This is a genomic window from Pseudomonas sp. Pseusp11, from assembly GCF_047304405.1.
Classification (GTDB): domain Bacteria; phylum Pseudomonadota; class Gammaproteobacteria; order Pseudomonadales; family Pseudomonadaceae; genus Aquipseudomonas.
In genome coordinates this window covers 31,891-52,460 of sequence record NZ_JBGLZF010000033.1, presented here as the reverse complement: position 1 = coordinate 52,460, position 20,570 = coordinate 31,891, and the positions used below count along the sequence as shown (strand labels likewise).

Sequence of the window (20,570 nt, the reverse complement as noted above, 5' to 3'; positions counted from 1 at the left end):
GTTTGTTGTGTGATGGTTCTTGAAGCAAAGGCTCAACTGCCGTACACCCGGCGCAGCCAGCGCGCCTTGCCGTTGAGCAGAGGCTGGAACGCCTTGCGGCGGTGCAGCACGCGGGCATTTTTGAAAATGAAGAAGTCGCCTGGTTGCAACACCACCTCTATACCCTGGGCATCGCGCAGGCACTGGCGCAGGAGCCCAAGTGCCTTTTCGCTGTCCAGGTCGAGGGCGGCCACGATGCCATCGTCAAAGCGCAGGCGATAACCGCCCTCATCGTGCTCCAGCACCGGCAGCACCCTCGGCTGGCCATCGAAGCCCTCGTTGGAGGCAGGGGCACCAAAGGTGTAGGCAGACTTCTGCAACTGGGCGATCGCCCAGCCGGGCAGCTTTGAAAGGACATGATCCACACAAACAATGTCGGTGGAGGCGCCTTCAAAGTTGCGCACGGCGGTAAAGGCCAAGAAGTTCGGCACGGCGGTCGCGACATTTCGGCTTTGATCGGCGAAGGGCCAGTTGGGATTGTCGGTGTGCCAGAAAAACTCCACATCCGCGCCCCAAGAGCTGGTGGTGCCCGCGGCCTCCGGAACCGGAACGACGTTTCTGACCAGCTTGCCGAAGTTCTCATACTCGACTGCATGCGGCCTGACACCCAGCAGCCACAACATGCCAAAGTGCAGCAGATCGAAGTCAAGAACACACTCGGCGTTGGGCAGGAAACCATTGCGCGGCGTCGCGACGTCCGTAGAGAGCGAAATGCCTCTGATGAGCAGCGCTTTGTGCGGGCTGTCAGGAAATGCGCGAATTGCCTCGACGATGTCCCGGCCCAACACTGTGCCGAGCCAATCCCCGCCGACTGCTCCCACACTCTCAGCGCAGTGCGGCGTTTCGGCCAGCCTCACGCGACAGCCCTCCAGCCCGGTCAGGTCGGGATCATTGACGACCACCACCTGTACCAATGAAGCCTCCTGAACATCCATGGCCATGACGCTCATGATTTGCGGTTCAGGTATGAGGTGACCTTGGGGTCTGGCTGATGGGCGAACGCCTTGGTTCGTCGGATAAACATCCCCAACGGCAGGATCAGGTAGAGCAGAACATAATCCATAGTGCACCTTCCCTAGTGTATGAAAGAGTTAATCCAGCGGTACTGTCTCGCGCCAGTCGACCGCCTCCTCGAACTGAGGCTGCTCCGATTTATCGAGGTAGAAGTCGCCAATCGCCAGCACATCCATGTTGGTACGCATAAAGCAGCGATAAGCTTCGAACGGCGTGTTCACAATCGGCTCACCGCGCACGTTGAACGAGGTGTTGACCAATACAGGACACCCTGAACGCTGATAGAAGTGTTCAAGCAGCGCCCGGAACCGCGGGTTGCGCTCCCGGTCCACGGTCTGCACCCTTGCCGAGAAGTCCACGTGGGTGATTGCCGGCAGCTCGCTACGCACCAATTTGAGCAAGTCGATCCCGGCAAGCCGCGCACTCTCCTGTGGGATCGCCTTGCGAATGCCCGTTGCAATTGGCGAGACCACCAGCATGTAGGGGCTTTCCTCGACGATGTCGAAGTAGTCTGCCGCTTTTTCCTCAAGCACCACGGGAGCGAAGGGGCGGAAGGACTCGCGGAACTTGATGCGCAGGTTCATGTTTGACTGGGTGTCCGAGCGGCGCGGATCACCCAGGATCGAACGGCTGCCAAGCGATCGCGGACCGAACTCCATTCGCCCCTGGAACCAGCCGATGACCCCGCCGTCCTCGATGCTGGTGCTCACCCGCTGGTCGAGCTCTTCCGGCGAAAGCCTGTGAAAAACAGCGCCGCAGGCTTCCAGCTCGTCCCTGATCTGCTCTTCGCTGTACTCCGGCCCAAGCAATGCTCCGCTCATGCCATCACGCACGCCAGCAGGCAGTTCGCGGCTTGCCACCCTGCGATGCTTGCGGTCAGTCAGCAGCGCGGCGCCCAGCGAGCCACCCGCATCGCCAGCCGCCGGTTGCACCCACAGACGGTCGAATATCCGCTCACGCGAGATCACGCCGTTGGCTACGCAGTTAAGGGCAACGCCCCCGGCCATGCACAACGCGGTCTCGCCAGTGAGCTCACGGGCGGTCTTGGCCAGGCGCGAAACGACGATCTCCGTGACTTTCTGCACCGATGCGGCCAAATCGAACTCGCGATCGGTAAGGGGGGCCTCGGGCAGGCGCCGGGGGCCACCGAACAGCTGCTCAAAGGCATCGCCCGTCATGACCTGGCCTTTGATGAACTCAAACTTGGTCCAGTCGAGCCTGAAGCTGCCATCGGGCTTCACATCGATCAGATGCGAGAGGATCGTGTCGACGTAATGAGGCTTGCCATATGGCGCAAGTCCCATGAGTTTGTATTCGCCGGAGTCCACCTTGAAGCCACAGAAATAGGTGAAGGCCGAATAGAGCAGGCCCAGCGAATGGGGAAAGGACAACTCGGCAACCAGCTTGATACCTTCTGGCCTGCCGTGCCAGATGGTGGTCGTCGCCCATTCGCCGACACTGTCGATACACAGGATCGCGGCGCTCTCGAAAGGACTGGGGAAGAATGCCGATGCGGCGTGGGACTCGTGGTGACCATGCACTTCGATTCGGCGACCGTCCCGATCTCCCATCGCTCTGAGATGACGCACGACCTCACGGTCCATCCGGCGCTTGGTTGATAGCCATTCGCCAAGCACCGGTGCGTAGGTGCGCGCTGCCGAAAACCCGGCCACGGCGGCCGTCGAGAGTACCCGACGGAACTTCAGTGCCGGGTCTTCGTAATAGGCGACATGGTCGACATCGGCCAGGTTTATACCTGCGTTCCTCAAGACGTACTCGATGGCCTTGCGTGGAAAACCCGGGTCATGCCGTATCCGGCTGAAACGCTCTTCCTGGGCCGCGGCAACGATCTTGCCGTCCACTACCAGAGTGGCCGCGCTGTCATGATAAAAGGCAGAGATGCCAAGCGTAATCGTCATAGCAGCGACCTCACTTTTTCGCGAAACTTATCCAGCATTGTTTGCTCCCTGGGTGGATTGAGCGCGACGAATCCATTACGGACGCGCGCCCAGAGTTCATCACGGTCACTACGAGAAAAAGCACAAAGGTAGGTATCCAGACTCGCGGCAGCCCATGCCGTATGCCCGGTGGAGATGTTGTCGATGGAGTTGTGCAGATCGACGAACATCGTCGGATAGCCGTAGGCAACCAACGCCTTGTGGGTACGCCGATAACCGCCCCCTACTCCGGACAGCTCCATCGCCAGGTTCAGCCCGAGAATCTCCGGGCAGTAGGTTTGGGGATATCGCCCGATAGACAACCAGAACACGGGCAGCTCGAAGTTCTCGTCGTTGAAGCAAGCGGCGTTGGCGTATCCGGGGTCAGCGGTGGCCGGCAACTCGCCATGTACTGCCTTGAGCAGATGGCGGTAGATGACGGGATGGTTCTGCGCCTCGATTCCGTTGCCCAACTCATCGAAAAGCGTTTCGAACAGTCTGCTGCCGTACGCCGTGGAGGCTACCGCCGGGTGGGCGAACCCGGCCAGCCAGGCCCCGTCGATCATTGTCAGCGGCGCCAGGGACAGGATATCGGCGACCACCTCATCGCGAGACGGCAGCTCTTCGTCCTGCTCCAGTGCCTGGTTGGAAGCTTCATGCTGGCCCTGCAACCACCGCTGCAGGACACCGGGAGCCCAACGCTCCGGCAACGAGCAATGCCCCTTGGTGACGCCACGGGCGGCCCTGGCCAGCCAGCTCTTCACGTAGTGACCGGCATAGGATTCCTCTGACGGCGTGAGCTCCATTCGCAACAGGCGCGGGTAGGCCTGTCGCGGGCTGAATCTGGCGACCAACGCTTGGGTTTCAGCGACCTCGCGAAGAGCCTCGGCGAGTTTGCCGTCGTCTTTCCATACCTGGAAAGCCGGGGTCTGCCTGGGCGCATCGGAGTAAGGCAAGCCGCAGATCCAGCGGTGAAGAATGGCAATATCGTCGCGACTGAAGATTCGGAACATCTTGCCCCGCGGCGAAATCAGGCTGGTGAGCAGTGGACTCGATTCCGGCCTGCCCGCCCGCACGTAGGCGCTGGCGGCAAGATGGTCGAGAAACTTCAAGGAGTCGTCGACTGCGAGCAAGGGCTTCATCGGCACCTTATTCAACTGAGTCTTGTCATGGTATTGACAAGCATCCAGCCGACGTCGGCTGATCAGGTGGCGCGCCGCCTCTCTCGGATCGAGCCAGCGCTCAAGCACATCGAGCAGCGCTTCGTTCATCTCCTCGGCCTGCCGGCGCGCCCACAGGTAGCCTTGGCGTACCCCATCGTTTCCGGCAGCGCCCATTTGCACGAGAAATTCCCGGACTGCCGTTTCGGCGAGCACGGCAAGATCATCGGCACTACCAGCGGGATCGCGACGCAGATCGAGAAATTGGCGGGCAGACGGCTCGTTATGGGCGATGAACTCAAACGAGGGCAACAGCCCGCAATGACGCAGGTAAAGGTTGATCCCCAGGATCTGGGCCGTCAGCGACTCCGGAAAATGTCCCAATACGAGCAGGGTCGAGGCAAAGTTGAAGGCTCCGTCCGAGATCCTTGGGTCGGCCACTGCCCGCAAGAGATCTTCGCCAGCATCTGCCAGCGCGTGCTGACGCAGCAATTCCAGGTAGCGCTGGATACGACTGGCCCCTGGCTGACCGGCACCCACATCCGCCGCATGGATACTCAGCGCTGCCATGGCATGGCGCGCTTCATTATTCCAGCTGCCGCACACCCCATGAATCAGGTGCTGACTGCCGATCAGAAAGGGAGCCGACTCCAACGCCGCCTTGGCACGCAACGCCTGGGCATTCGCTTCGCTCCCCTCGATTGTCTGTGCCAACCTTCGGAATCCGTCCCGCAACGGCCCAAGCCGCTCGCATGCACCGCTCGCCAGCCCCGCCAAAGCCGCCGGGCTGGTGAAGTCAACGTCCACCAAGTCCGTCCCATGCACCGCACCCAGGCAAGTGCGCAGGTTGACCGGCGTGAACATGCGCCTGGCCTCTCCCCCGGTTTCTGCCCCGAGGAAGCTGGAAAAGATTTGCCTATTAGTTTTCATCAGTGCATTGGATATATGGAGGAATTGTTTTTCTTCTTGGCTTTTTTCTTTTTCTTGAACAAAGAACCAAGTGCCTTGCGAATTCGCTTTAACATAGAGCCCCCTAAATTTTCATTGCAGGTATCGATGAATGGCGCGTGCTACGACATCACTACCAAGGTCGGTAAAGTGCGCGCGATCAACGTATAACCATTCATCATCCGGACGCTCTCTAAAATCATCGATCAAACTGGCAAATCGAATACCCAAGTCATGACAACTGTTGGCCAGACTATCGGCGTAATATTCCGCGACAGTGGGAGCGGATATGTCGCCATATAAATGCTGCCAGGTACCAAACCGGGAAATCCGATCAAGCTCATTGAACAGCTTCTGCTCTTCGGCACACGGCGTTCTTACCCAAGTCGCCAAGGGTTGGAGAACAAACGTAAGTTCTGCACCCAAAGAATCCGCGAGGCGTTTCCAGGTAGTCAGACAATTCATGGTGTCTTGCAGAGCGCGTACCAGAGTTTGCGAAACAGGCGGAACCTCAGTCGTTTCGTTCGGCCATTTTGGAAGTTTGCCAGGCGGCAGTTCTGCACCATTTTCCTCAGCAATTTCATCAAACTTTTCGTAATAGTCACCGCAGAAGTAGAACGGTGGCAGATCACCTCGAATGAACTCAGGAAGACGCGCCATGACCAGAGTATTGAAGCCGCCCATGATCACGATGCGTCGCACTTTGGGCAGTCGATGAGCATGCAGCACGAACAGCATCAATTCCTGGGTCGCATTAAAGGTATGCCCCGCAAAATTCAGCCATGGCGTAGCGTCGGGATCATGCGTGGACAGGCGGCTCGCTACCGAGGCGGCATCACTGGAAGCCCCGTAACCCAAGGCTGACGAGGCCCCGACCAGTAAATTCACCTCTGATAGCGCGCTGGCCTCGAGGGAGCCGACACTGACCGGCCGGCCTTGCGCATCATAGGCCAGGCGAAATCCGAGCCGATCGGTATTGATCGCTTCCGAACGGTAATCGGCGGCATTGAAACCCATCACATAAGGTAAGTACTGGGAACGACTGCGACTGGCGAATTGATCGTAGGTGAGCATCTGGGGTGTTAACTTCACACGTTCCAGACTGGGATCATCCAGCGCGGTGCGCTTGCGTCTTTTAAACATGGCCAAGCCACTCCTTTAGCGAGAATCGGAATTCCATTTGATCAGCCAACTCTTTTTGGGACGAACGTCCACTTCGATTATTTAATATCGAAAGTGCGAACCTGCCAATAACGGCCCACAGCAAGCCAGGCACCATAAGTTTTGGATATCAACAATCCAAACTGTTAGATGCATGAAGGTCGAAATTAATTAAAACCGTGCGCGAGCAAAATAATTCACAGCACAATGCGACGAGGCGGGAAATTCAGTGATGATTTTTGCGATGTGCAATTTGAAGGTATTGCAGACTGCAATACGCTGATACGGATAGCTTCCATGCATTGTATCTTCCTTTTTACTTTTATTCTTTCTGGCCCATCCGAGGGGCTCATGCGATCGATTCTAGACATTGGATCCCAAATGTCAAATGAAGCACCTGCAATTTATCCAAGAAAAAAAATATTCATGAAAAGGCGCGTAAATCAACAAACCCTATGAATGCCCGGTCAAGTTGCCGGACTACACCCTGCTGCTGACCGTGTCGCTGATTCTGGTGTCGTCGCTGTTTGCTTTTGCAATGTCAACATGAAGAGCAAGGACAACTCCTTCCAGGGCTTCGTAGCCGCGTACGCCGACTCCTGAGCACCCTCATCCAAAACATCCCCATAGAGTGGGTCGCGTCTGCACCGCCCAAGGCCTTCAAGGCCAAGGACGGTGAAAATATCAAAGACCCGGTTTCCAATGGACCGTAAGGCGGCTCCGCTTAGGTGAACAGCATTACCCTGAAAAGCGGGGTTTTTATCGCCCGATATTTCTCTTTTAGCCGCCATTGCCTAAGCACCAACCGATATAACGGTTATAACTCGAAGCCAGAAATATTTTAAAAACAGTCCTTTACAGCAAAATAATGACACTACACTTCAACTCAAGCGGCTTGATCCGCTTCCGGCGAGCCTGATTCGATCCACAGCTGCCAAGGCCCCCTTCAGGTATCGCCGACCACTTCATGTTTCGAGGGCGTTATGGGTATCGCTGCCAGCGAACTGTGCCGTTATGTGATCCGTCCGACATTGATCTACCTCGGACGCCATAGCGCGACTGCCGAATCCCTGCTGCTGGGCATCGCCGCCAGCCAGTCAGCCCTTGGTTCAGCCCTGCATGACCGCCGTGGACACGGCTTGTACCGAATCGCCGAACCCCGCCACCAGGCCCTCTGGGATCACTACCTGGCCCTGGACCCGGAGCGGGCGAGCCTGGTTCGCGGCTTGGCCAGCCAGCATGCTTTTCTCAGCGGACCGCACCTGGAATTGACCGTCAACCTGCGTTACGCCACCGCCATCGCCTGGCTGCTGGTAGAAGAACAGAACACTCCCCTCCCCGCCTCCGATGACTTGCTGGGAATGGCCCGAATCTGGCGCCAGACCTTCCAGCCCCAAGGTCGTTTGCGAGACTTCACCTACGCCTGGCAAACCTGTGTTTCATCGTTGAATCAGGTCGCCTGCTGATCCACCCATTTCCGAAGATCGCCCAACAGGTCGCGATTTTGGTCGGATTGTCCTACAAAACCGCTCTAAATCAAGCGATACGGGCTATGGCGCCCGGACGAAAATGTTGGTAATTTTCGCTCCGGTGATCACCAGGAGTTCTAATAATGAAAAAAGTAATGCTCAAAACCACCCTTAGCCTCGCCGTTGCCTTGGCATCCACCCAGATCTTCGCCAGTGGCTTTGCCCTCAACGAACAAAGCATCAGCGGGATGGGGACAGGTTTTGCCGGGCGATCTTCTTCTGCCGACGACGCATCCACTGTTTTTGGTAACCCTGCCGGCATGTCTCGCCTCAAGCGCGAACAAGTGACCGGCGGTGTTGCATTTATCGACGCGCACGCTGACATCAGTGATGCCAGCTCCCGCCCGAATGGTGGTACCAACAAAGGTGACATGGTCCCTTTCATGGGCGTGCCCATGGGCTACTACGTAAAGCCACTCGATGACCAGTGGGCAGTCGGTTTCGGCGTCTATGCTCCATTCGGTCTGGTGACCGACTACGAGAACGGCTTCGCCGGCCGTTACTTCGGCAGTAAAAGCGAAGTCAAAATCGTGACTCTCCAGCCAACCATCAGCTATGCCTTCAACGACAAGGTGTCGATCGGTTTCGGTCCGACCATCAACCGCATTGACGGCACCCTGGAATCGAACCTGTCGCTAAACCCGCGCGCAGCGGACGGTAACGTCAAGATCAAGGGTGACGACACCGCGCTGGGGTACAACATCGGCATCTTGGTACAAGCGACCGACAGCACTCGCGTTGGCCTGACCTATCACTCGAAAGTGAAGTACAAGCTCGAAGGTGACACCAAGGTCAACTACAGCCTCCTCGGGGCTCTGGGTCAGAACCCTAACCAGAAGTACGATGCATCCCTGGACATAACGACTCCTGAATCGGTTGATATCTCGCTCACTCATCAACTGGATGACAAGTGGACCCTCTACGCGGGCAGCACTTGGACTCGCTGGAGCCGCCTGAAAGAAATCTCCGTTGAGAACAGTGGCGTTCCTGCTGCCCTGAACGGCCGTTTTGGTACCATCACCGAAGAACAGAACTGGCATGACACCTGGGCTCACGCCATCGGTGCTTCGTACCAGCTGAACAAACAATGGGTTCTGCGTACCGGTCTGTCCGTCGACCAGGCACCAACCAACAACGAAAACCGCTCCCCGCGCATTCCGACTGGCGATCGCAAGATTTTCAGCCTGGGCGCGGGCTGGAGTCCAACCGACGACCTGACCATCGACGTAGCGTACTCGTACCTGCGCGAAGAGTCGGTCAAGGTCAACAACAGCAACGGCCGCCAGAGCTACAACGCCAAGTATGAAAACTGGGCGAACGGTTTCGGTGTAGGCGCGACCTACCGTTTCTGATCATTCACGGCGAACCTGAACCCCTCGCCGCCTGAATTGAAAAAGCCCCGCACTCTTGTACAGAGGCGGGGCTTTTTAGTGCGCGTCGATCAGGGTTTCGAGGCCAGGGCTTTCTCCACCGCCTCAATGAACTCGGGATTGTCGGGCTTGGTCAGGCTGGAAAAATTGGCGATCACGTTGCCTTGGCGATCGACCACGTATTTGTAGAAATTCCACTTCGGCGAACTGCTTTGCTCGGCAAGGACCTTGAACAAATGCGTGACATCATCGCCGCGGACTTTCTGCGGTTCGGTCATGGTGAAGGTCACGCCGTAATTCACGTAACAGACCTTGGCAGTCTCTGCGCCATCCTTGGACTCTTGCCTGAAGTCATTGGACGGAACACCGACCACTTCAAGCCCTTGATCCTTGTAACGCTGATACAGCGCCTCAAGGCCTTTGAACTGCGGGGCGAAGCCACAGAAACTCGCAGTATTGACCACCACCAACGGCTTGCCGGCGAAGCGCTGGCACAGATCGATGGACTCCTTGGCGCGCAGCTTCGGCAATGAGCCTTGCAACAGCTCCGGGCATTCCGCTGCCTGAACCAGCCCGGAAAAAACCATCAGCAACGCAGGAACTGCAAGCCAGCGCATCGGCATGTCGGTGCATCCTTGAGCAATCGTCAGAACGCGAAACTACTCGCCTTCGCCGCTCGCTAGCAAGCAGCTCGCTAGCAAGCCCCCATGCCCAGCTGCATCAATGCCAGCCCACCCTGATGCCAGCCCCACCAAACCAGGGCCAGCAGCAATACGCCGACGGCGATGGCTGCCATCCGCGGCCAAAGACTGTTCATGCGGCACTCACCTGGGTTTGCAGGCGCGCCACCGGCTGCTCGCGCACTGGCCAGTTCAAGGCTGCGGCCATCAGACTCAAGAGAATCGCCACCTGCCAGATCAAGTCGTAGCTCCCGGTTCGGTCATACACCACCCCGCCCAACCAGCCGCCGAGGAACGAGCCCAGCTGATGGAACAGGAAAACAATCCCACCCAGCATGGACAGATTTCGGACACCAAACAAGGTTGCCACCGTGCCGTTGGTCAAGGGCACCGTCGACAGCCAGAGGAAACCCATGGCCATGCCGAACAAATAGGCCGTGACCTGAGTGACGGGTGCCCAGAGGAACAGTGCAATCACCACCGCCCGCAACAGATACAGACCGGTGAGCAAGCGCGGCTTGGACATCCGCCCGCCAAGCCAGCCCGCCGTGTAAGTACCGAAGATATTGAACAGCCCGATCAGCGCCAGCACCGTGGTGCCGACGGAGGCTGGCAGGTGTTGATCCACCAGATACGCCGGCAAGTGCACACCGATGAACACCACTTGAAAACCGCAGACAAAAAAGCCGAACGCCAACAACCAGAACCCTGAATGGGAGCAGGCTTCGTGTAGCGCTTCAGAGAGGGTTTGCTCATGCCCGAGCACCGGCAACGGCTTGTCTTTAAGCATGCTCACCAGCGGCACGATCAGCGCCACCAGCAGGCCCAGCACCAGCAATGCCGCAGACCAGCCCAGCCAGCCGATCAGCCCCAGCGTGCCAGGCAACATGGCGAATTGACCGAAGGAACCGGCAGCACTGGCGATCCCCATGCCCATGCTGCGTTTTTCCGGTGGTACGGCACGGCCGACCACGCCGAGAATCACCGAGAACGAGGTGCCGGACAGACCGATACCGATCAACAACCCGGCGCTCAAGGACAAGGTCACCGCCGAATCGGACAACCCCATGAACACCAGACCCAGGGCGTACAGAACACCACCGATCAACACCACCTTTGCGGCGCCAAAGCGGTCGGCCAATGCGCCAGTGAATGGCTGCGCCAGGCCCCAGATCAGGTTCTGCAGGGCAATGGCGAAGGCAAACACTTCGCGGCCCCAGCCGAATTCGGCACTCATCGGCGCCAGAAACAACCCGAAGCCGTGTCGCACCCCAAGGGACAACGCCAGAATCAGCGCACTGCCCAACAGCACCCAACCGCACGTACGCCACATCGATGTCATTCTTGTTCTCCGGTAGCGGGTATATACCCGCTTAAGATCGAACAAACTGGCCTCAAGCCAGTTCGTCCAGCAGTTTCAGCAAGGTTTCACGCTTCTCGGCACCCAGGCGGTCGATCAACCGCTGCTGCGCCGCTTCCCAGGCCGGCAAGGCAGCTGCCAGACGTTCGCGCCCTGTCTCGGTGAGCAGGACGATGCGATTGCGCATGTCTTCGCCCTCGACCAGCGTCACCAGACCTTCACCTTCCAGCACCCGTAGATTGCGCCCCAGGGTGCTGCGATCCAGGCCCATGGCCTCGGCCAGTGTCGAGATGCTCGGCTGATCCAGACGCTGCAGGTTGCACAGCAGAGAATACTGGGCAACGTTGATCCCGAAGCCGTCGAGCGCGCCGTCGTAATGCCTGCTGACGCCACGAGCGGCGCGACGCAGGTTAGTGCACAAACATTGAGAAGGAAGCATGGTGCGTGTATATACCCGCGGTTAAATGAAAGCAAATATTTCGACACATTTTCTCGACGGGGACTCAGAGCAGCGCCAACCCCACCAGCAGCGCCACTTCCAGCAATTCCAGCAACGCCCCGGCAGTGTCGCCAGTCGTCCCGCCCAATCGCCGCATCATGACTTGCCGCAACCAGACAAACACCACAGCGGCCAGCGCAAGCGCCCACACACCGCTGAGGCCCGCGATCAACACACAGGCCACCGCACTGATCACCAACACCTGTTTCCCGGCCAAACGCGGCAGATGATCGGCCAGCGCCTGCCCCAATCCACCACGACGCACGTAAGGTGTGGTCAGGAATAACCCCAACAGCGCGCTACGAGCAATCAGTGGAACGATGATCAGCACTACACTGTGCTGCTGCTCGATCAACGCCAGCAACGCGGCGAACTTGAGCAGCAACACCAGCACCAGCGTCACCACCGCGATCGGCCCGCTGCGCGGGTCTTTCATGATCGTGAGAGTGCGCTCACGGTCGCCATAACCGCCGAGCCACGCATCGGCGCTATCAGCCAGGCCATCCAGGTGCAATGCGCCACTGAGCAACACCCACACGGTCAGCAGCAACGCCGCGTGAAGCAACAATGGCGCGCCCTGCAACAGCCCGTTCAAAGCCCACAGAATGGCACCGAACAGCACGCCGACCAGCGGATAAAACAGCAGCGACCGGCCCAATTCCTCGGGCGTTGGCATGCCCGGCAGGCGAATCGGCAGGCTGCTGAGAAATTGCAGGGCGATCCAGAACGGCAACATGATCAGATCGCTTCCCTTAACAAGGCGCCGGATTCAACCGTCAACGAGAACAACGCGCCATGGCCGACCTCAACGTTGAGCAATTGCTCACGCGGCAATCCGCGCGCTTGCGCCAGCAACAATCGCATGACACCGCCATGGCTGATCAGCAGGACCCGCTCACCCGCATAGGCCGCGTGCAACCGCTCAATGGCCGCCAACACCCGAGTCGAAAAGTCGGCAACCGGCTCACCATCAGGCGGCGTGAACGAATAGGGATCGGCCCAGAACAAGCCCAATGCCTCGGCACTGGTCTCCATCAGCGCCGCAGCGCTCTGCCCTTCCCAGGCGCCGAAGTGCAGTTCTTGCAGATCCTTTTCCAGCTGCACCGGCAGCCCCAGCTGCACTCCAAGTTCTTCGGCAAAGCGTGCACAACGCTGCAACGGCGAGCTGACCAAGCGATCCCAAGGGCCCTGCTCAACCACCGCAGCGCGCATCTGCTCCCAGCCCTTGCCGGTCAGCGCGTCGTCGAGACTGCCGCGCAGGCCGCCGCCGAGCTCGGTTTCGCCATGACGCAACAGGTCCAGGTGCAAGGTCATGCCGGGCGATCCGCCACTGCGGCTTCGGCGAATGTTGCCATCTGCCCGTGCAGGTCGCAGGCCAGGCGCAGCAATGGCACGGCCAACGCCGCACCACTGCCCTCGCCCAACCGCAGACCGAGGTCCAGCAACGGTTCGGCGTTCAGGGTTTCCAGCACATGGCGATGACCTGGCTCGGCACCACGATGACCGAACAGCAACCACTCACGACAGGCCGGATTCAGACGCACCGCCACCAGCGCGGCGACGCTGCAAATAAACCCGTCGACCAACACCGCGACACCTTCCTGAGCACAAGCCAGGTACGCGCCAACCAGCGCAGCGATTTCGAAACCGCCGAGGTTGAACAAGGTTTGCAGCGCATCGCCACGTTGAGCGCCATGCAACGCCAAGGCGCGTTCGATGACCTGGGCTTTATGGCTGACACCTGCAGCGTTCAGGCCGGTGCCCGGCCCGGCCAGGTGCACCACCGGGCAATCGAGCAAAGCACAAGCCAAGGCGCTGGCCGCCGTGGTGTTGCCGATGCCCATTTCGCCGCCGATGAACAACTGCGCGCCTGCTGCAATGGCGCGCTGCACACTGTCGCGACCAGCCTGCAAGGCGAGTTCGCCCTGGGCCTGAGTCATCGCCGGGCCTTGGACGAAATTCGCCGTGCCCGGGCCGATGTTCAGGTGACGCACACCCGGCAGATTCAACGACGGCGTAACGGTGCCGAGGTCGACCACTTCAAGGGACGCCCCCAACTGCCGCGCCAACACGCTGATCGCCGCGCCGCCGCTGACGAAGTTGTGCAGCATCTGCCCGGTGACTTCCTGCGGAAACGCCGACACCCCTTCGGCGACCACGCCATGGTCACCGGCAAAAATCGCGATCCACAGCTGATCGAGGGTCGGCTTGACCTGCCCCTGCAACCCGGCCAGTTGCACCGCCACCGCTTCGAGCTGGCCGAGGGAACCGGCGGGCTTGGTCAATTGCTGCTGACGTGCCTGCGCCTGTTCGACCACTTGCGTATCGATTGGCTTGCACGGGTTCAGCCACCAGGTGTGAGTCATAACGCAGTTCCTTTCAAAGTCAGGGGCAGGCCGGCGACGGTCAGGACGACACGTTGGCAGCGCTCGGCCAAGGCTTGATGCAGCCAACCGGCTTCATCGACATAGCGGCGAGTCAATTCGCCCAGCGGCACGACACCCATTCCGGTCTCGTTGCTGACAAAAATGATTTCACCCGGCAACGACGCCAGGCAGTCCAGCAGGGCTTCGCGCTCGGCCGACAGGCGCTCGGCGTCGTCGAGCATCAGCAGATTGGTCAGCCACAGCGTCAGGCAATCCACCAGCAGGCAGCGGTCGACGCCGGCGCTTTCGCGCAGTACGCGAGCCAGCTCCAGCGGTTCCTCGATCAACGCCCATTCGGCCGGACGACGGGCACGGTGATGGGCCACCCGCTCGTTCATTTCACCGTCCAGGGGTTGGCTGGTGGCGATGTAAGTGACGTGGAGCTGAGTGTCTGTCGCCAATTTTTCAGCCAGGCGACTTTTACCGGAACGGGCGCCGCCGAGGATCAGTTGCAGCATGGTTCATTCCTTAAAATCTTCGATGTAACGACGGGCCTCTTCGCGGGCCAGTGCAGCCACCTCAAAACCCACAGAGTTCCCGCAGCAACCCGGTATCCAGATGCATCTCCACCAGATCCGCCAACCGCTCGATATCGCGCTCGCGCAACCCGTGGTAATCCACCTCCTGCACCTCCTGCAAACCAGCCCAGCGCAACAGCGCACTGCACGCCGCCGGTGACTCGAACAGGCCATGCAGGTACGTACCGAAAATCTGCCCATCGGCACTTTGCGCACCATCGCAGCGACCATCGTCCAGCTGCACAGCGGCATTTTCCAGCGCCGGTCCGGTGGTCACGCCGGCATGAATTTCATAGCCGCTGACCTGCGCATCTTCCAGCGCCAGACGCCCACGTACGTTGCGCAGCTGCTTCTCTTCTTCGAGCTGCGTTTCGAACGCCAGCAAACCCAAACCGGCACTGGAACCCGGCGCGCCTTCGAGGCCCAGCGGGTCATGCACCTGCTCGCCGAGCATTTGCAGACCACCGCAGATTCCCAGCACTTTGCCGCCGTAGCGCAAGTGCCGTGCGATCGCCGAGTCCCAGCCATTGCTCCGCAGGTACGCGAGGTCGCTGCGCACGCTTTTCGAGCCAGGGAGAATTATCAGGTCGGCCGATGGAATCGCCTGGCCGGGGCCGATGAATTGCAGGTCCACTTGCGGATGCAGGCGCAGTGGATCGAAATCGGTGTGGTTGCTGATGCGCGGCAGTACCGGCACCACCACGTTGAGCACTTGCTCGACCTTATCGGTTTGACGTTGATCGAGGCCGTCCTCGGCCTCCAGGTGCAGGTCCATCACATAAGGCAACACGCCGATCACCGGTTTGCCGGTGCGCGCCTCCAGCCAGTCCAGCCCCGGTTGCAGCAAGGCGATGTCGCCGCGAAAGCGGTTGATGATGAAGCCTTTGACCCGCGCCTGTTCGCTCGGCGACAGCAGCTCCAGCGTACCGACCAAATGCGCGAAAACCCCGCCGCGATTGATGTCGGCAATCAGCACCACCGGGCAGTCCACCGCCTCGGCAAACCCCATGTTGGCGATGTCGCCGGCGCGCAGGTTGATCTCGGCCGGCGAGCCCGCCCCTTCAACCATCACCAGCGGATACGCCGCGCTCAGCCGTTCATGGGAGGCCAGCACCGCCTGCATGGCGATGGCTTTGTAGTCGTGATACGCCACAGCATTCATGGTGGTGACGGCGCGACCATGAATGATCACCTGGGCACCGGTGTCGCTGTTGGGTTTGAGCAGCACCGGGTTCATGTCGGTGTGCGGTTCGAGGTTGGCGGCTTGCGCCTGCACCGCCTGAGCGCGACCGATCTCGCCACCGTCGGCGGTCACCGCACTGTTGAGGGCCATGTTCTGCGGTTTGAACGGCACCACGCTCACGCCTTGGCGCGTGACCCAACGACACAACGCCGTCACCAGTGTGCTTTTACCGGCGTCAGATGTGGTGCCTTGCACCATCAACGTTGTCATGGGTTTTCCTTGGCATAGGTTTGCAGGGCTTGTTCGAGGCGCGACCAGTCCGTTTCATCGGCCGGCAAACCAAAGCGCAGGCTGCTGTTGTGGGTGAACAACCGCAGCAGAATGCCGCGCCGGGCCATGAATTCATGCAGCGCTTCGGCGCGATCGGTGATCAGCCACTGGAACAACGCGCAACCGCCCTGAGGCTTGAAACCATACTGTTCAAGCAGCAGCGCCAGACGCTCGCCGGCTTCGTCAGTGCGAATGCGCTGTCGGGTGTGCCCGTCCGTATCCGTCAGGCAAGCCTGGCCCAATACGCGGGTCGGCCCACTGACCGCCCAGGGCCCGACTTGCTCGGCCAGCAGTTTGAGCAACTTGCGCTCGGCCAGCACAAACCCCAACCGCACACCGGCCAGGCCGAAAAACTTACCGAAGGAACGCAGCACGATCAAGCCGATCTGGTTGGTGAACGGCGCCAGACTCAAATGCGGTGTGTTGTCCATGAACGCCTCGTCCACCACCAGCCAGCCACCGCGCTGGGCCAGCCGCGCATGCCAATCCAGCAGGCGGGCCGGGGTCAGGCTCAGACCCGTGGGATTGTTCGGATTGACCACCACCAGCACATCAAGGTTGTCGAGAAAGAAATCGACTTCCGACTCCAGGACTTCACGCACGACATAACCGTTGCGACGCCAGGCTTCGGCGTGCTCGGCGTAACACGGCGACAGCACACCGACCTTGCCGGCCCGGCGCAAACGCGGCAGCAACTGAATCGCCATTTGCGAACCGGCCACGGGCAACACCTGGGCCGCACCGTAATAGTCGCAGGCGGCTTGCTCCAGACCGTCATCGGTTTCCGGCAGGCGTGCCCAGGCCCGTAGCGGGATATCCGGAACCGGGAATGGCCAGGGCGCAAGACCACTGGACAGGTCGAGCCAATCGGCTTCGGCGATACCGTATTCAAGTGCTGCCTTGCGCAACCGGCCACCGTGTTCAAGCATAGAATTCAGCCCCCACGCAGAGAATCAGCAGCCATAACCATACCCCGCGCTGGACCAATTGCCAGCCACGGTCGATGGAATCGGCATCCGCCGGCACGCCTTCGCCCAACTGCGGACGCTGATGCAGTTCGCCGTGATAAATCGCCGCCCCGCCCAACTCGACACCCAACGCACCGGCACCAGCCGCCATCACCGGCCCGGCATTCGGGCTGTCCCAGGTCGGCCCCTGGGTGCGCCAGCATTTCAGCGCCAGCCGGGTTTTACCCAGCAGCGCGTAGGTCAACGCCACCAGGCGTGCAGGAATGTAGTTCAGGACATCGTCGATCTTTGCGGCAGCCCAGCCGAAACGCTCGAAGCGCTCGTTGCGATAACCCCACATCGCATCCAGGGTGTTGCTCAGACGATAGAGCACCACACCGGGCGCACCCGCCACGGCAAACCAGAACAGCGCGGCGAACACTGCATCGCTGCCGTTCTCCAAAACCGATTCGGTGGCGGCGCGGGCGACTTCGGTTTTGTCCAGCTCGCTGGTCTGGCGGCTGACCAGATAACCGACACGTGTGCGCGCCTCAACCAGATCATCGCTGCGCAGGGCCTTGGCCACCGGCTCGACATGCTCGCCGAGGCTGCGCATGCCAAGCGCGCAATAGAGCGCAAGAATCTCGACGATCCAGCCAACATAAGGTGCCCAGGACAGCGCGGTGACCAGCAAGGTCAGCGGCACGACCGCCATCACCCAGGCCGTCACCCCGTGACTGCGCCAGCCGCGGCCAGCGGAGTTGAAACGTTGTTCGATGCGATCGGCAAAACGACCGAACGCCACCAGCGGATGCCAGCGCTTGGGTTCACCCAGCAGCGCATCCAACGCGACCGCGGCGACACTCAACAACGCCACACTCATTGACTCACTCCCCAATAATTTTCATACAGCAACTCGTTGAGCGGACGCGCCTGCGCCCAGCCTTCGAGTACCAGCATCGGCGCTGGATAGAATTCCTTGACCGGCCCCAGGCAAAGAACGGCCAAAGGCTTGGCCCCGGTCGGTAAACCCAACAGTTTCGCCAAGGCTTGCGGCTCGAACAGCGACACCCAGCCCATGCCCAGGCCTTCGGCGCGGGACGCCAGCCACAGGTTCTGGATGGCACAGGACAGCGAGGCCATGTCCATTTCCGGCAACGTACGACGGCCGAAGATATGCCGTTCGCGATCGTCCATCAGCGCAGCGACCAGCACTTCGGCGCAGTCTTGGATGCCTTCGACCTTGAGCTTCATGAATTCGTCGGAGCGCTCGCCGAGGGCTTCGGCGGTGCGGACGCGTTCTTCCTCCACCAGTTGCTGGATCTTGCCGCGCAGCGCCCGGTCGCTGATGCGGATGAACCGCCAGGGCTGCATCAGGCCGACGCTCGGCGCCTGGTGCGCGGCTTCGAGCAGGCGCCTCAGTAACTCGGGCTCGACCGTGCCGCCACTGAAGTGGCGCATGTCACGGCGTTCGCCGATGGCTCGGTAGACCGCATCGCGCTCAGCTTCGGAAAAGGCGTTGTCCGTCATGGCCTGCTCGCGATGGCGGGTTCACGATCGGGCGCCAACAACGCAGCAATCGCCGCCGGATTGGACGGAAAATAAAAGTGCACATAAGAGGCCGTCATCCGCCCCTCACGATAAACCGCCTCTGCCCCTCGCCCGCCATTGGGGCTCAGGCCACGCGCAATCGGCTCAAGCTCGGTGCTGGTCAGCGAGTGGTGATAAGTGTGTCCACGCAACAAACCTTCAGGCAGTTCCACCGCCTGCAAGGCCAACGCCGCCAAACGCTTCTGCATCACCGCATCACCGGCCAGCAAGCCAACCAGTTCAGCGCGAGTACCCTCGACGTCGGTCAACGAATCCAGCAGGTACAACATGCCGCCACACTCGGCCAGCAACGGTTTGCCCGCTGCGTGGTGATCGCGAATGGCGGTCAGCATTGGCGTGTTTTGTGACAACGCCACATGGTGCAATTCAGGGTAACCGCCCGGCAGATAAAGGCTGTCTGCCTCCGGCAACTCGCGGTCGCGGATCGGCGAGAAGAAAGACAAATCGGCGCCCATCGCCCGCAGCAGATCCAGGCTCGCGCCGTAGGTAAACGCGAAGGCTTCGTCCCGGGCCACGGCAATCCGCACACCGGCCAGCAATGGTTCGGCGGCGATCACTTCAGGCGCGGCGAATTCCACGGCAGGCGGTAAAGCCACGTCGCAACTGCTGGCCAGCGAGGCGGCGGCTGCATCGAGGCGCAGATCGAGATCATTCAATTCGCTGGCCTGTACCAGGCCGAGGTGCCGACTCGGCAATTCGATGCCGGTCTCCCGGGACAACGCGCCGTACCAACGCAAGCCTTCCGTCAGGCTGCCTTCGAGCAATTGTGCATGACGCAGGGTGCCGACCCGATTGGCCAACACGCCGGCAAACGGCAAATCGGGCTGATAGCGCGCCAAGCCCAACGCCAGCGCGCCAAAGGTCTGCGCCATCGCGGTGCCGTCGATCACGCCGAGCACCGGCACACCGAAGTGCCGCGCCAGGTCAGCGCTGGACGGCGTACCGTCAAACAGCCCCATGACGCCTTCGATGAGAATCAGATCGGCTTCGCCAGCGGCTTCCCACAACAGCCGACGACTTTCCTGCTCGCCGACCATCCACATGTCCAGTTGATAAACCGGCGCACCGCTGGCGCGCTCGAGAATCATCGGGTCGAGAAAGTCCGGGCCGCATTTGAACACGCGCACCTTGCGCCCCTGATTGCGATGCAAACGGGCGAGCGCGGCGGTGACGGTGGTCTTGCCCTGACCGGAAGCCGGCGCGGCAATCAGTACCGCCGGGCAATGATGTGGTTGAATCACAACTCGACGCCTTTTTGCGCTTTGATCCCGGCCTGGAAGGCGTGCTTGATCATGCCCATTTCGGTGACGGTGTCAGCCAGTTCGATCATCTCCGGTTTGGCGCCACGGCCAGTGACCACCACATGCTGCATCGGCGGACGGGCCTGCAAGTCGCTGAGCACCTGATCGAGATCGAGGTAACCGTGCTTGAGGGCGATGTTCAACTCATCAAGTACCACCAGGCCGATCGACGGATCGCTCAACAGTTCGCGGGACACCGCCCACGCAGCTTCGGCGGCGGCGATGTCACGCTGGCGGTCCTGGGTTTCCCAAGTGAAGCCCTCGCCCATCACATGAAAACGCACCTGCTCCGGGAAACGCCGGAAGAACAGCTCCTCGCCGGTGCTGCTGCGCCCTTTGATGAACTGCACCACGCCGCATTGCATGCCGTGGCCCATGGAGCGCGCAAGCATGCCGAACGCCGAACTGCTTTTGCCTTTACCGTTGCCGCTCAGCACCAGCAGCAGGCCGCATTCATTCGGCGAATTGGCGATGCGTTCGTCGATCACGGCTTTTTTGCGCAGCATGCGCGCCAGATGGCGTTCGTCACGATCAGGGGTATCAGTCATGGGGGAGCT

20 protein-coding genes and 1 pseudogene are annotated in these 20,570 nt (G+C 60.3%); 3 read left to right on the top strand and 18 right to left on the bottom strand.

From position 1 onward, the window contains the following. Positions 1-32: 32 nt before the first annotated feature. From ACCC96_RS22960 to ACCC96_RS22945, 4 genes are all read right to left on the bottom strand, one after another. Positions 33-989, bottom strand: a complete 957-nt coding sequence (locus ACCC96_RS22960; protein WP_018925146.1) for a TauD/TfdA family dioxygenase — start codon at positions 987-989, stop codon at positions 33-35. Positions 990-1,130: 141 nt separating this feature from the next. Further along, positions 1,131-2,972, bottom strand: a complete 1,842-nt coding sequence (locus ACCC96_RS22955; RefSeq protein WP_413696985.1) for a carbamoyltransferase — start codon at positions 2,970-2,972, stop codon at positions 1,131-1,133. Further along, positions 2,969-5,014: an iron-containing redox enzyme family protein gene (locus ACCC96_RS22950; RefSeq protein WP_413696984.1), complete on the bottom strand. Its 2,046-nt coding sequence runs from the start codon at positions 5,012-5,014 to the stop codon at positions 2,969-2,971. The genes ACCC96_RS22955 and ACCC96_RS22950 overlap by 4 nt, the downstream gene beginning before the upstream one ends. A 177-nt stretch (positions 5,015-5,191) precedes the next feature. Next, positions 5,192-6,241, bottom strand: coding sequence for a hypothetical protein (locus ACCC96_RS22945; protein ID WP_019648173.1), 1,050 nt, complete (start codon positions 6,239-6,241; stop codon positions 5,192-5,194). Between the two features lie 484 nt (positions 6,242-6,725). On the opposite strand from ACCC96_RS22945, the pseudogene ACCC96_RS22940 reads away from it, so the two are divergent. From ACCC96_RS22940 to ACCC96_RS22930, 3 genes and pseudogenes are all read left to right on the top strand, one after another. Then, a pseudogene (locus ACCC96_RS22940) lies at positions 6,726-6,850 on the top strand (phosphatidylcholine/phosphatidylserine synthase); the annotation flags it as partial. 392 nt (positions 6,851-7,242) lie between these two features. After that, a complete protein-coding gene (locus tag ACCC96_RS22935; RefSeq protein WP_007936111.1) occupies positions 7,243-7,725 on the top strand; it encodes a hypothetical protein in 483 nt (160 codons plus the stop codon). A 146-nt stretch (positions 7,726-7,871) separates the two neighbouring features. After that, a complete protein-coding gene (locus ACCC96_RS22930) occupies positions 7,872-9,140 on the top strand; it encodes an OmpP1/FadL family transporter (RefSeq protein WP_019648172.1) in 1,269 nt (422 codons plus the stop codon). 89 nt (positions 9,141-9,229) lie between these two features. On the opposite strand, the gene ACCC96_RS22925 is transcribed toward ACCC96_RS22930, so the two are convergent. The 14 genes from ACCC96_RS22925 to cobO form a co-directional block, all read right to left on the bottom strand. Beyond that, a complete protein-coding gene (locus tag ACCC96_RS22925; protein WP_413696983.1) occupies positions 9,230-9,781 on the bottom strand; it encodes a glutathione peroxidase in 552 nt (183 codons plus the stop codon). A 71-nt stretch (positions 9,782-9,852) separates the two neighbouring features. After that, positions 9,853-9,975, bottom strand: a complete 123-nt coding sequence (locus ACCC96_RS22920; RefSeq protein ID WP_007936107.1) for a hypothetical protein — start codon at positions 9,973-9,975, stop codon at positions 9,853-9,855. Then, positions 9,972-11,180 carry an MFS transporter gene (locus tag ACCC96_RS22915; protein ID WP_019648170.1) on the bottom strand — a complete coding sequence of 403 codons (1,209 nt, stop codon included), beginning with the start codon at positions 11,178-11,180 and terminating at the stop codon, positions 9,972-9,974. The genes ACCC96_RS22920 and ACCC96_RS22915 overlap by 4 nt, the downstream gene beginning before the upstream one ends. 52 nt (positions 11,181-11,232) lie before the next feature. After that, a complete protein-coding gene (locus tag ACCC96_RS22910; protein ID WP_007898923.1) occupies positions 11,233-11,637 on the bottom strand; it encodes a MarR family winged helix-turn-helix transcriptional regulator in 405 nt (134 codons plus the stop codon). A gap of 64 nt (positions 11,638-11,701) precedes the next feature. After that, the gene (locus ACCC96_RS22905) at positions 11,702-12,433 is read right to left on the bottom strand and encodes an adenosylcobinamide-GDP ribazoletransferase (protein WP_413696982.1); all 732 of its coding nucleotides are present in this window, start codon (positions 12,431-12,433) and stop codon (positions 11,702-11,704) included. A gap of 2 nt (positions 12,434-12,435) precedes the next feature. Further along, positions 12,436-13,011, bottom strand: coding sequence for an alpha-ribazole phosphatase family protein (gene cobC / locus ACCC96_RS22900; RefSeq protein ID WP_413696981.1), 576 nt, complete (start codon positions 13,009-13,011; stop codon positions 12,436-12,438). Further along, positions 13,008-14,063, bottom strand: a complete 1,056-nt coding sequence (gene cobT, locus ACCC96_RS22895; protein WP_019648167.1) for a nicotinate-nucleotide--dimethylbenzimidazole phosphoribosyltransferase — start codon at positions 14,061-14,063, stop codon at positions 13,008-13,010. Before cobT ends, cobC begins: the two co-directional genes overlap by 4 nt. Next, positions 14,060-14,581, bottom strand: coding sequence for a bifunctional adenosylcobinamide kinase/adenosylcobinamide-phosphate guanylyltransferase (gene cobU / locus ACCC96_RS22890; protein ID WP_413696980.1), 522 nt, complete (start codon positions 14,579-14,581; stop codon positions 14,060-14,062). Before cobU ends, cobT begins: the two co-directional genes overlap by 4 nt. A 61-nt stretch (positions 14,582-14,642) precedes the next feature. Then, on the bottom strand, positions 14,643-16,094 hold the full coding sequence (locus ACCC96_RS22885; protein WP_413696979.1) for a cobyric acid synthase: 1,452 nt from the start codon (positions 16,092-16,094) through the stop codon (positions 14,643-14,645). Next, positions 16,091-17,083, bottom strand: a complete 993-nt coding sequence (cobD, locus tag ACCC96_RS22880; RefSeq protein WP_413696978.1) for a threonine-phosphate decarboxylase CobD — start codon at positions 17,081-17,083, stop codon at positions 16,091-16,093. The genes ACCC96_RS22885 and cobD overlap by 4 nt, the downstream gene beginning before the upstream one ends. Continuing rightward, positions 17,076-17,984, bottom strand: a complete 909-nt coding sequence (gene cbiB, locus ACCC96_RS22875; RefSeq protein ID WP_018925130.1) for an adenosylcobinamide-phosphate synthase CbiB — start codon at positions 17,982-17,984, stop codon at positions 17,076-17,078. Before cbiB ends, cobD begins: the two co-directional genes overlap by 8 nt. Then, entirely contained in the window at positions 17,981-18,631 is a 651-nt protein-coding gene (gene bluB, locus ACCC96_RS22870) for a 5,6-dimethylbenzimidazole synthase (RefSeq protein ID WP_413696977.1), read from the bottom strand. Before bluB ends, cbiB begins: the two co-directional genes overlap by 4 nt. Continuing rightward, positions 18,628-19,953 (bottom strand): cobyrinate a,c-diamide synthase, encoded by a 1,326-nt coding sequence (locus ACCC96_RS22865; RefSeq protein WP_413696976.1) that lies wholly within the window; start codon positions 19,951-19,953, stop codon positions 18,628-18,630. The genes bluB and ACCC96_RS22865 overlap by 4 nt, the downstream gene beginning before the upstream one ends. Then, positions 19,950-20,561, bottom strand: a complete 612-nt coding sequence (cobO, locus tag ACCC96_RS22860; protein ID WP_007936078.1) for a cob(I)yrinic acid a,c-diamide adenosyltransferase — start codon at positions 20,559-20,561, stop codon at positions 19,950-19,952. The genes ACCC96_RS22865 and cobO overlap by 4 nt, the downstream gene beginning before the upstream one ends. Positions 20,562-20,570: the final 9 nt, after the last annotated feature.

Excerpts from the sequence above, each read along its gene's own strand:
- ACCC96_RS22960 (WP_018925146.1), bottom strand. The coding sequence starts at position 989 with ATGAGCGTCATGGCCATGGATGTTCAGGAGGCTTCATTGGTACAGGTG.
- ACCC96_RS22955 (WP_413696985.1), bottom strand. The coding sequence starts at position 2,972 with ATGACGATTACGCTTGGCATCTCTGCCTTTTATCATGACAGCGCGGCC.
- ACCC96_RS22950 (WP_413696984.1), bottom strand. The coding sequence starts at position 5,014 with ATGTTCACGCCGGTCAACCTGCGCACTTGCCTGGGTGCGGTGCATGGG.
- ACCC96_RS22945 (WP_019648173.1), bottom strand. The coding sequence starts at position 6,241 with ATGTTTAAAAGACGCAAGCGCACCGCGCTGGATGATCCCAGTCTGGAA.
- ACCC96_RS22935 (WP_007936111.1), top strand. The coding sequence starts at position 7,243 with ATGGGTATCGCTGCCAGCGAACTGTGCCGTTATGTGATCCGTCCGACA.
- ACCC96_RS22930 (WP_019648172.1), top strand. The coding sequence starts at position 7,872 with ATGAAAAAAGTAATGCTCAAAACCACCCTTAGCCTCGCCGTTGCCTTG.
- ACCC96_RS22925 (WP_413696983.1), bottom strand. The coding sequence starts at position 9,781 with ATGCCGATGCGCTGGCTTGCAGTTCCTGCGTTGCTGATGGTTTTTTCC.
- ACCC96_RS22920 (WP_007936107.1), bottom strand. The coding sequence starts at position 9,975 with ATGAACAGTCTTTGGCCGCGGATGGCAGCCATCGCCGTCGGCGTATTG.
- ACCC96_RS22915 (WP_019648170.1), bottom strand. The coding sequence starts at position 11,180 with ATGACATCGATGTGGCGTACGTGCGGTTGGGTGCTGTTGGGCAGTGCG.
- ACCC96_RS22910 (WP_007898923.1), bottom strand. The coding sequence starts at position 11,637 with ATGCTTCCTTCTCAATGTTTGTGCACTAACCTGCGTCGCGCCGCTCGT.
- ACCC96_RS22905 (WP_413696982.1), bottom strand. The coding sequence starts at position 12,433 with ATGTTGCCGTTCTGGATCGCCCTGCAATTTCTCAGCAGCCTGCCGATT.
- cobC (WP_413696981.1), bottom strand. The coding sequence starts at position 13,011 with ATGACCTTGCACCTGGACCTGTTGCGTCATGGCGAAACCGAGCTCGGC.
- cobT (WP_019648167.1), bottom strand. The coding sequence starts at position 14,063 with ATGACTCACACCTGGTGGCTGAACCCGTGCAAGCCAATCGATACGCAA.
- cobU (WP_413696980.1), bottom strand. The coding sequence starts at position 14,581 with ATGCTGCAACTGATCCTCGGCGGCGCCCGTTCCGGTAAAAGTCGCCTG.
- ACCC96_RS22885 (WP_413696979.1), bottom strand. The coding sequence starts at position 16,094 with ATGACAACGTTGATGGTGCAAGGCACCACATCTGACGCCGGTAAAAGC.
- cobD (WP_413696978.1), bottom strand. The coding sequence starts at position 17,083 with ATGCTTGAACACGGTGGCCGGTTGCGCAAGGCAGCACTTGAATACGGT.
- cbiB (WP_018925130.1), bottom strand. The coding sequence starts at position 17,984 with ATGAGTGTGGCGTTGTTGAGTGTCGCCGCGGTCGCGTTGGATGCGCTG.
- bluB (WP_413696977.1), bottom strand. The coding sequence starts at position 18,631 with ATGACGGACAACGCCTTTTCCGAAGCTGAGCGCGATGCGGTCTACCGA.
- cobO (WP_007936078.1), bottom strand. The coding sequence starts at position 20,561 with ATGACTGATACCCCTGATCGTGACGAACGCCATCTGGCGCGCATGCTG.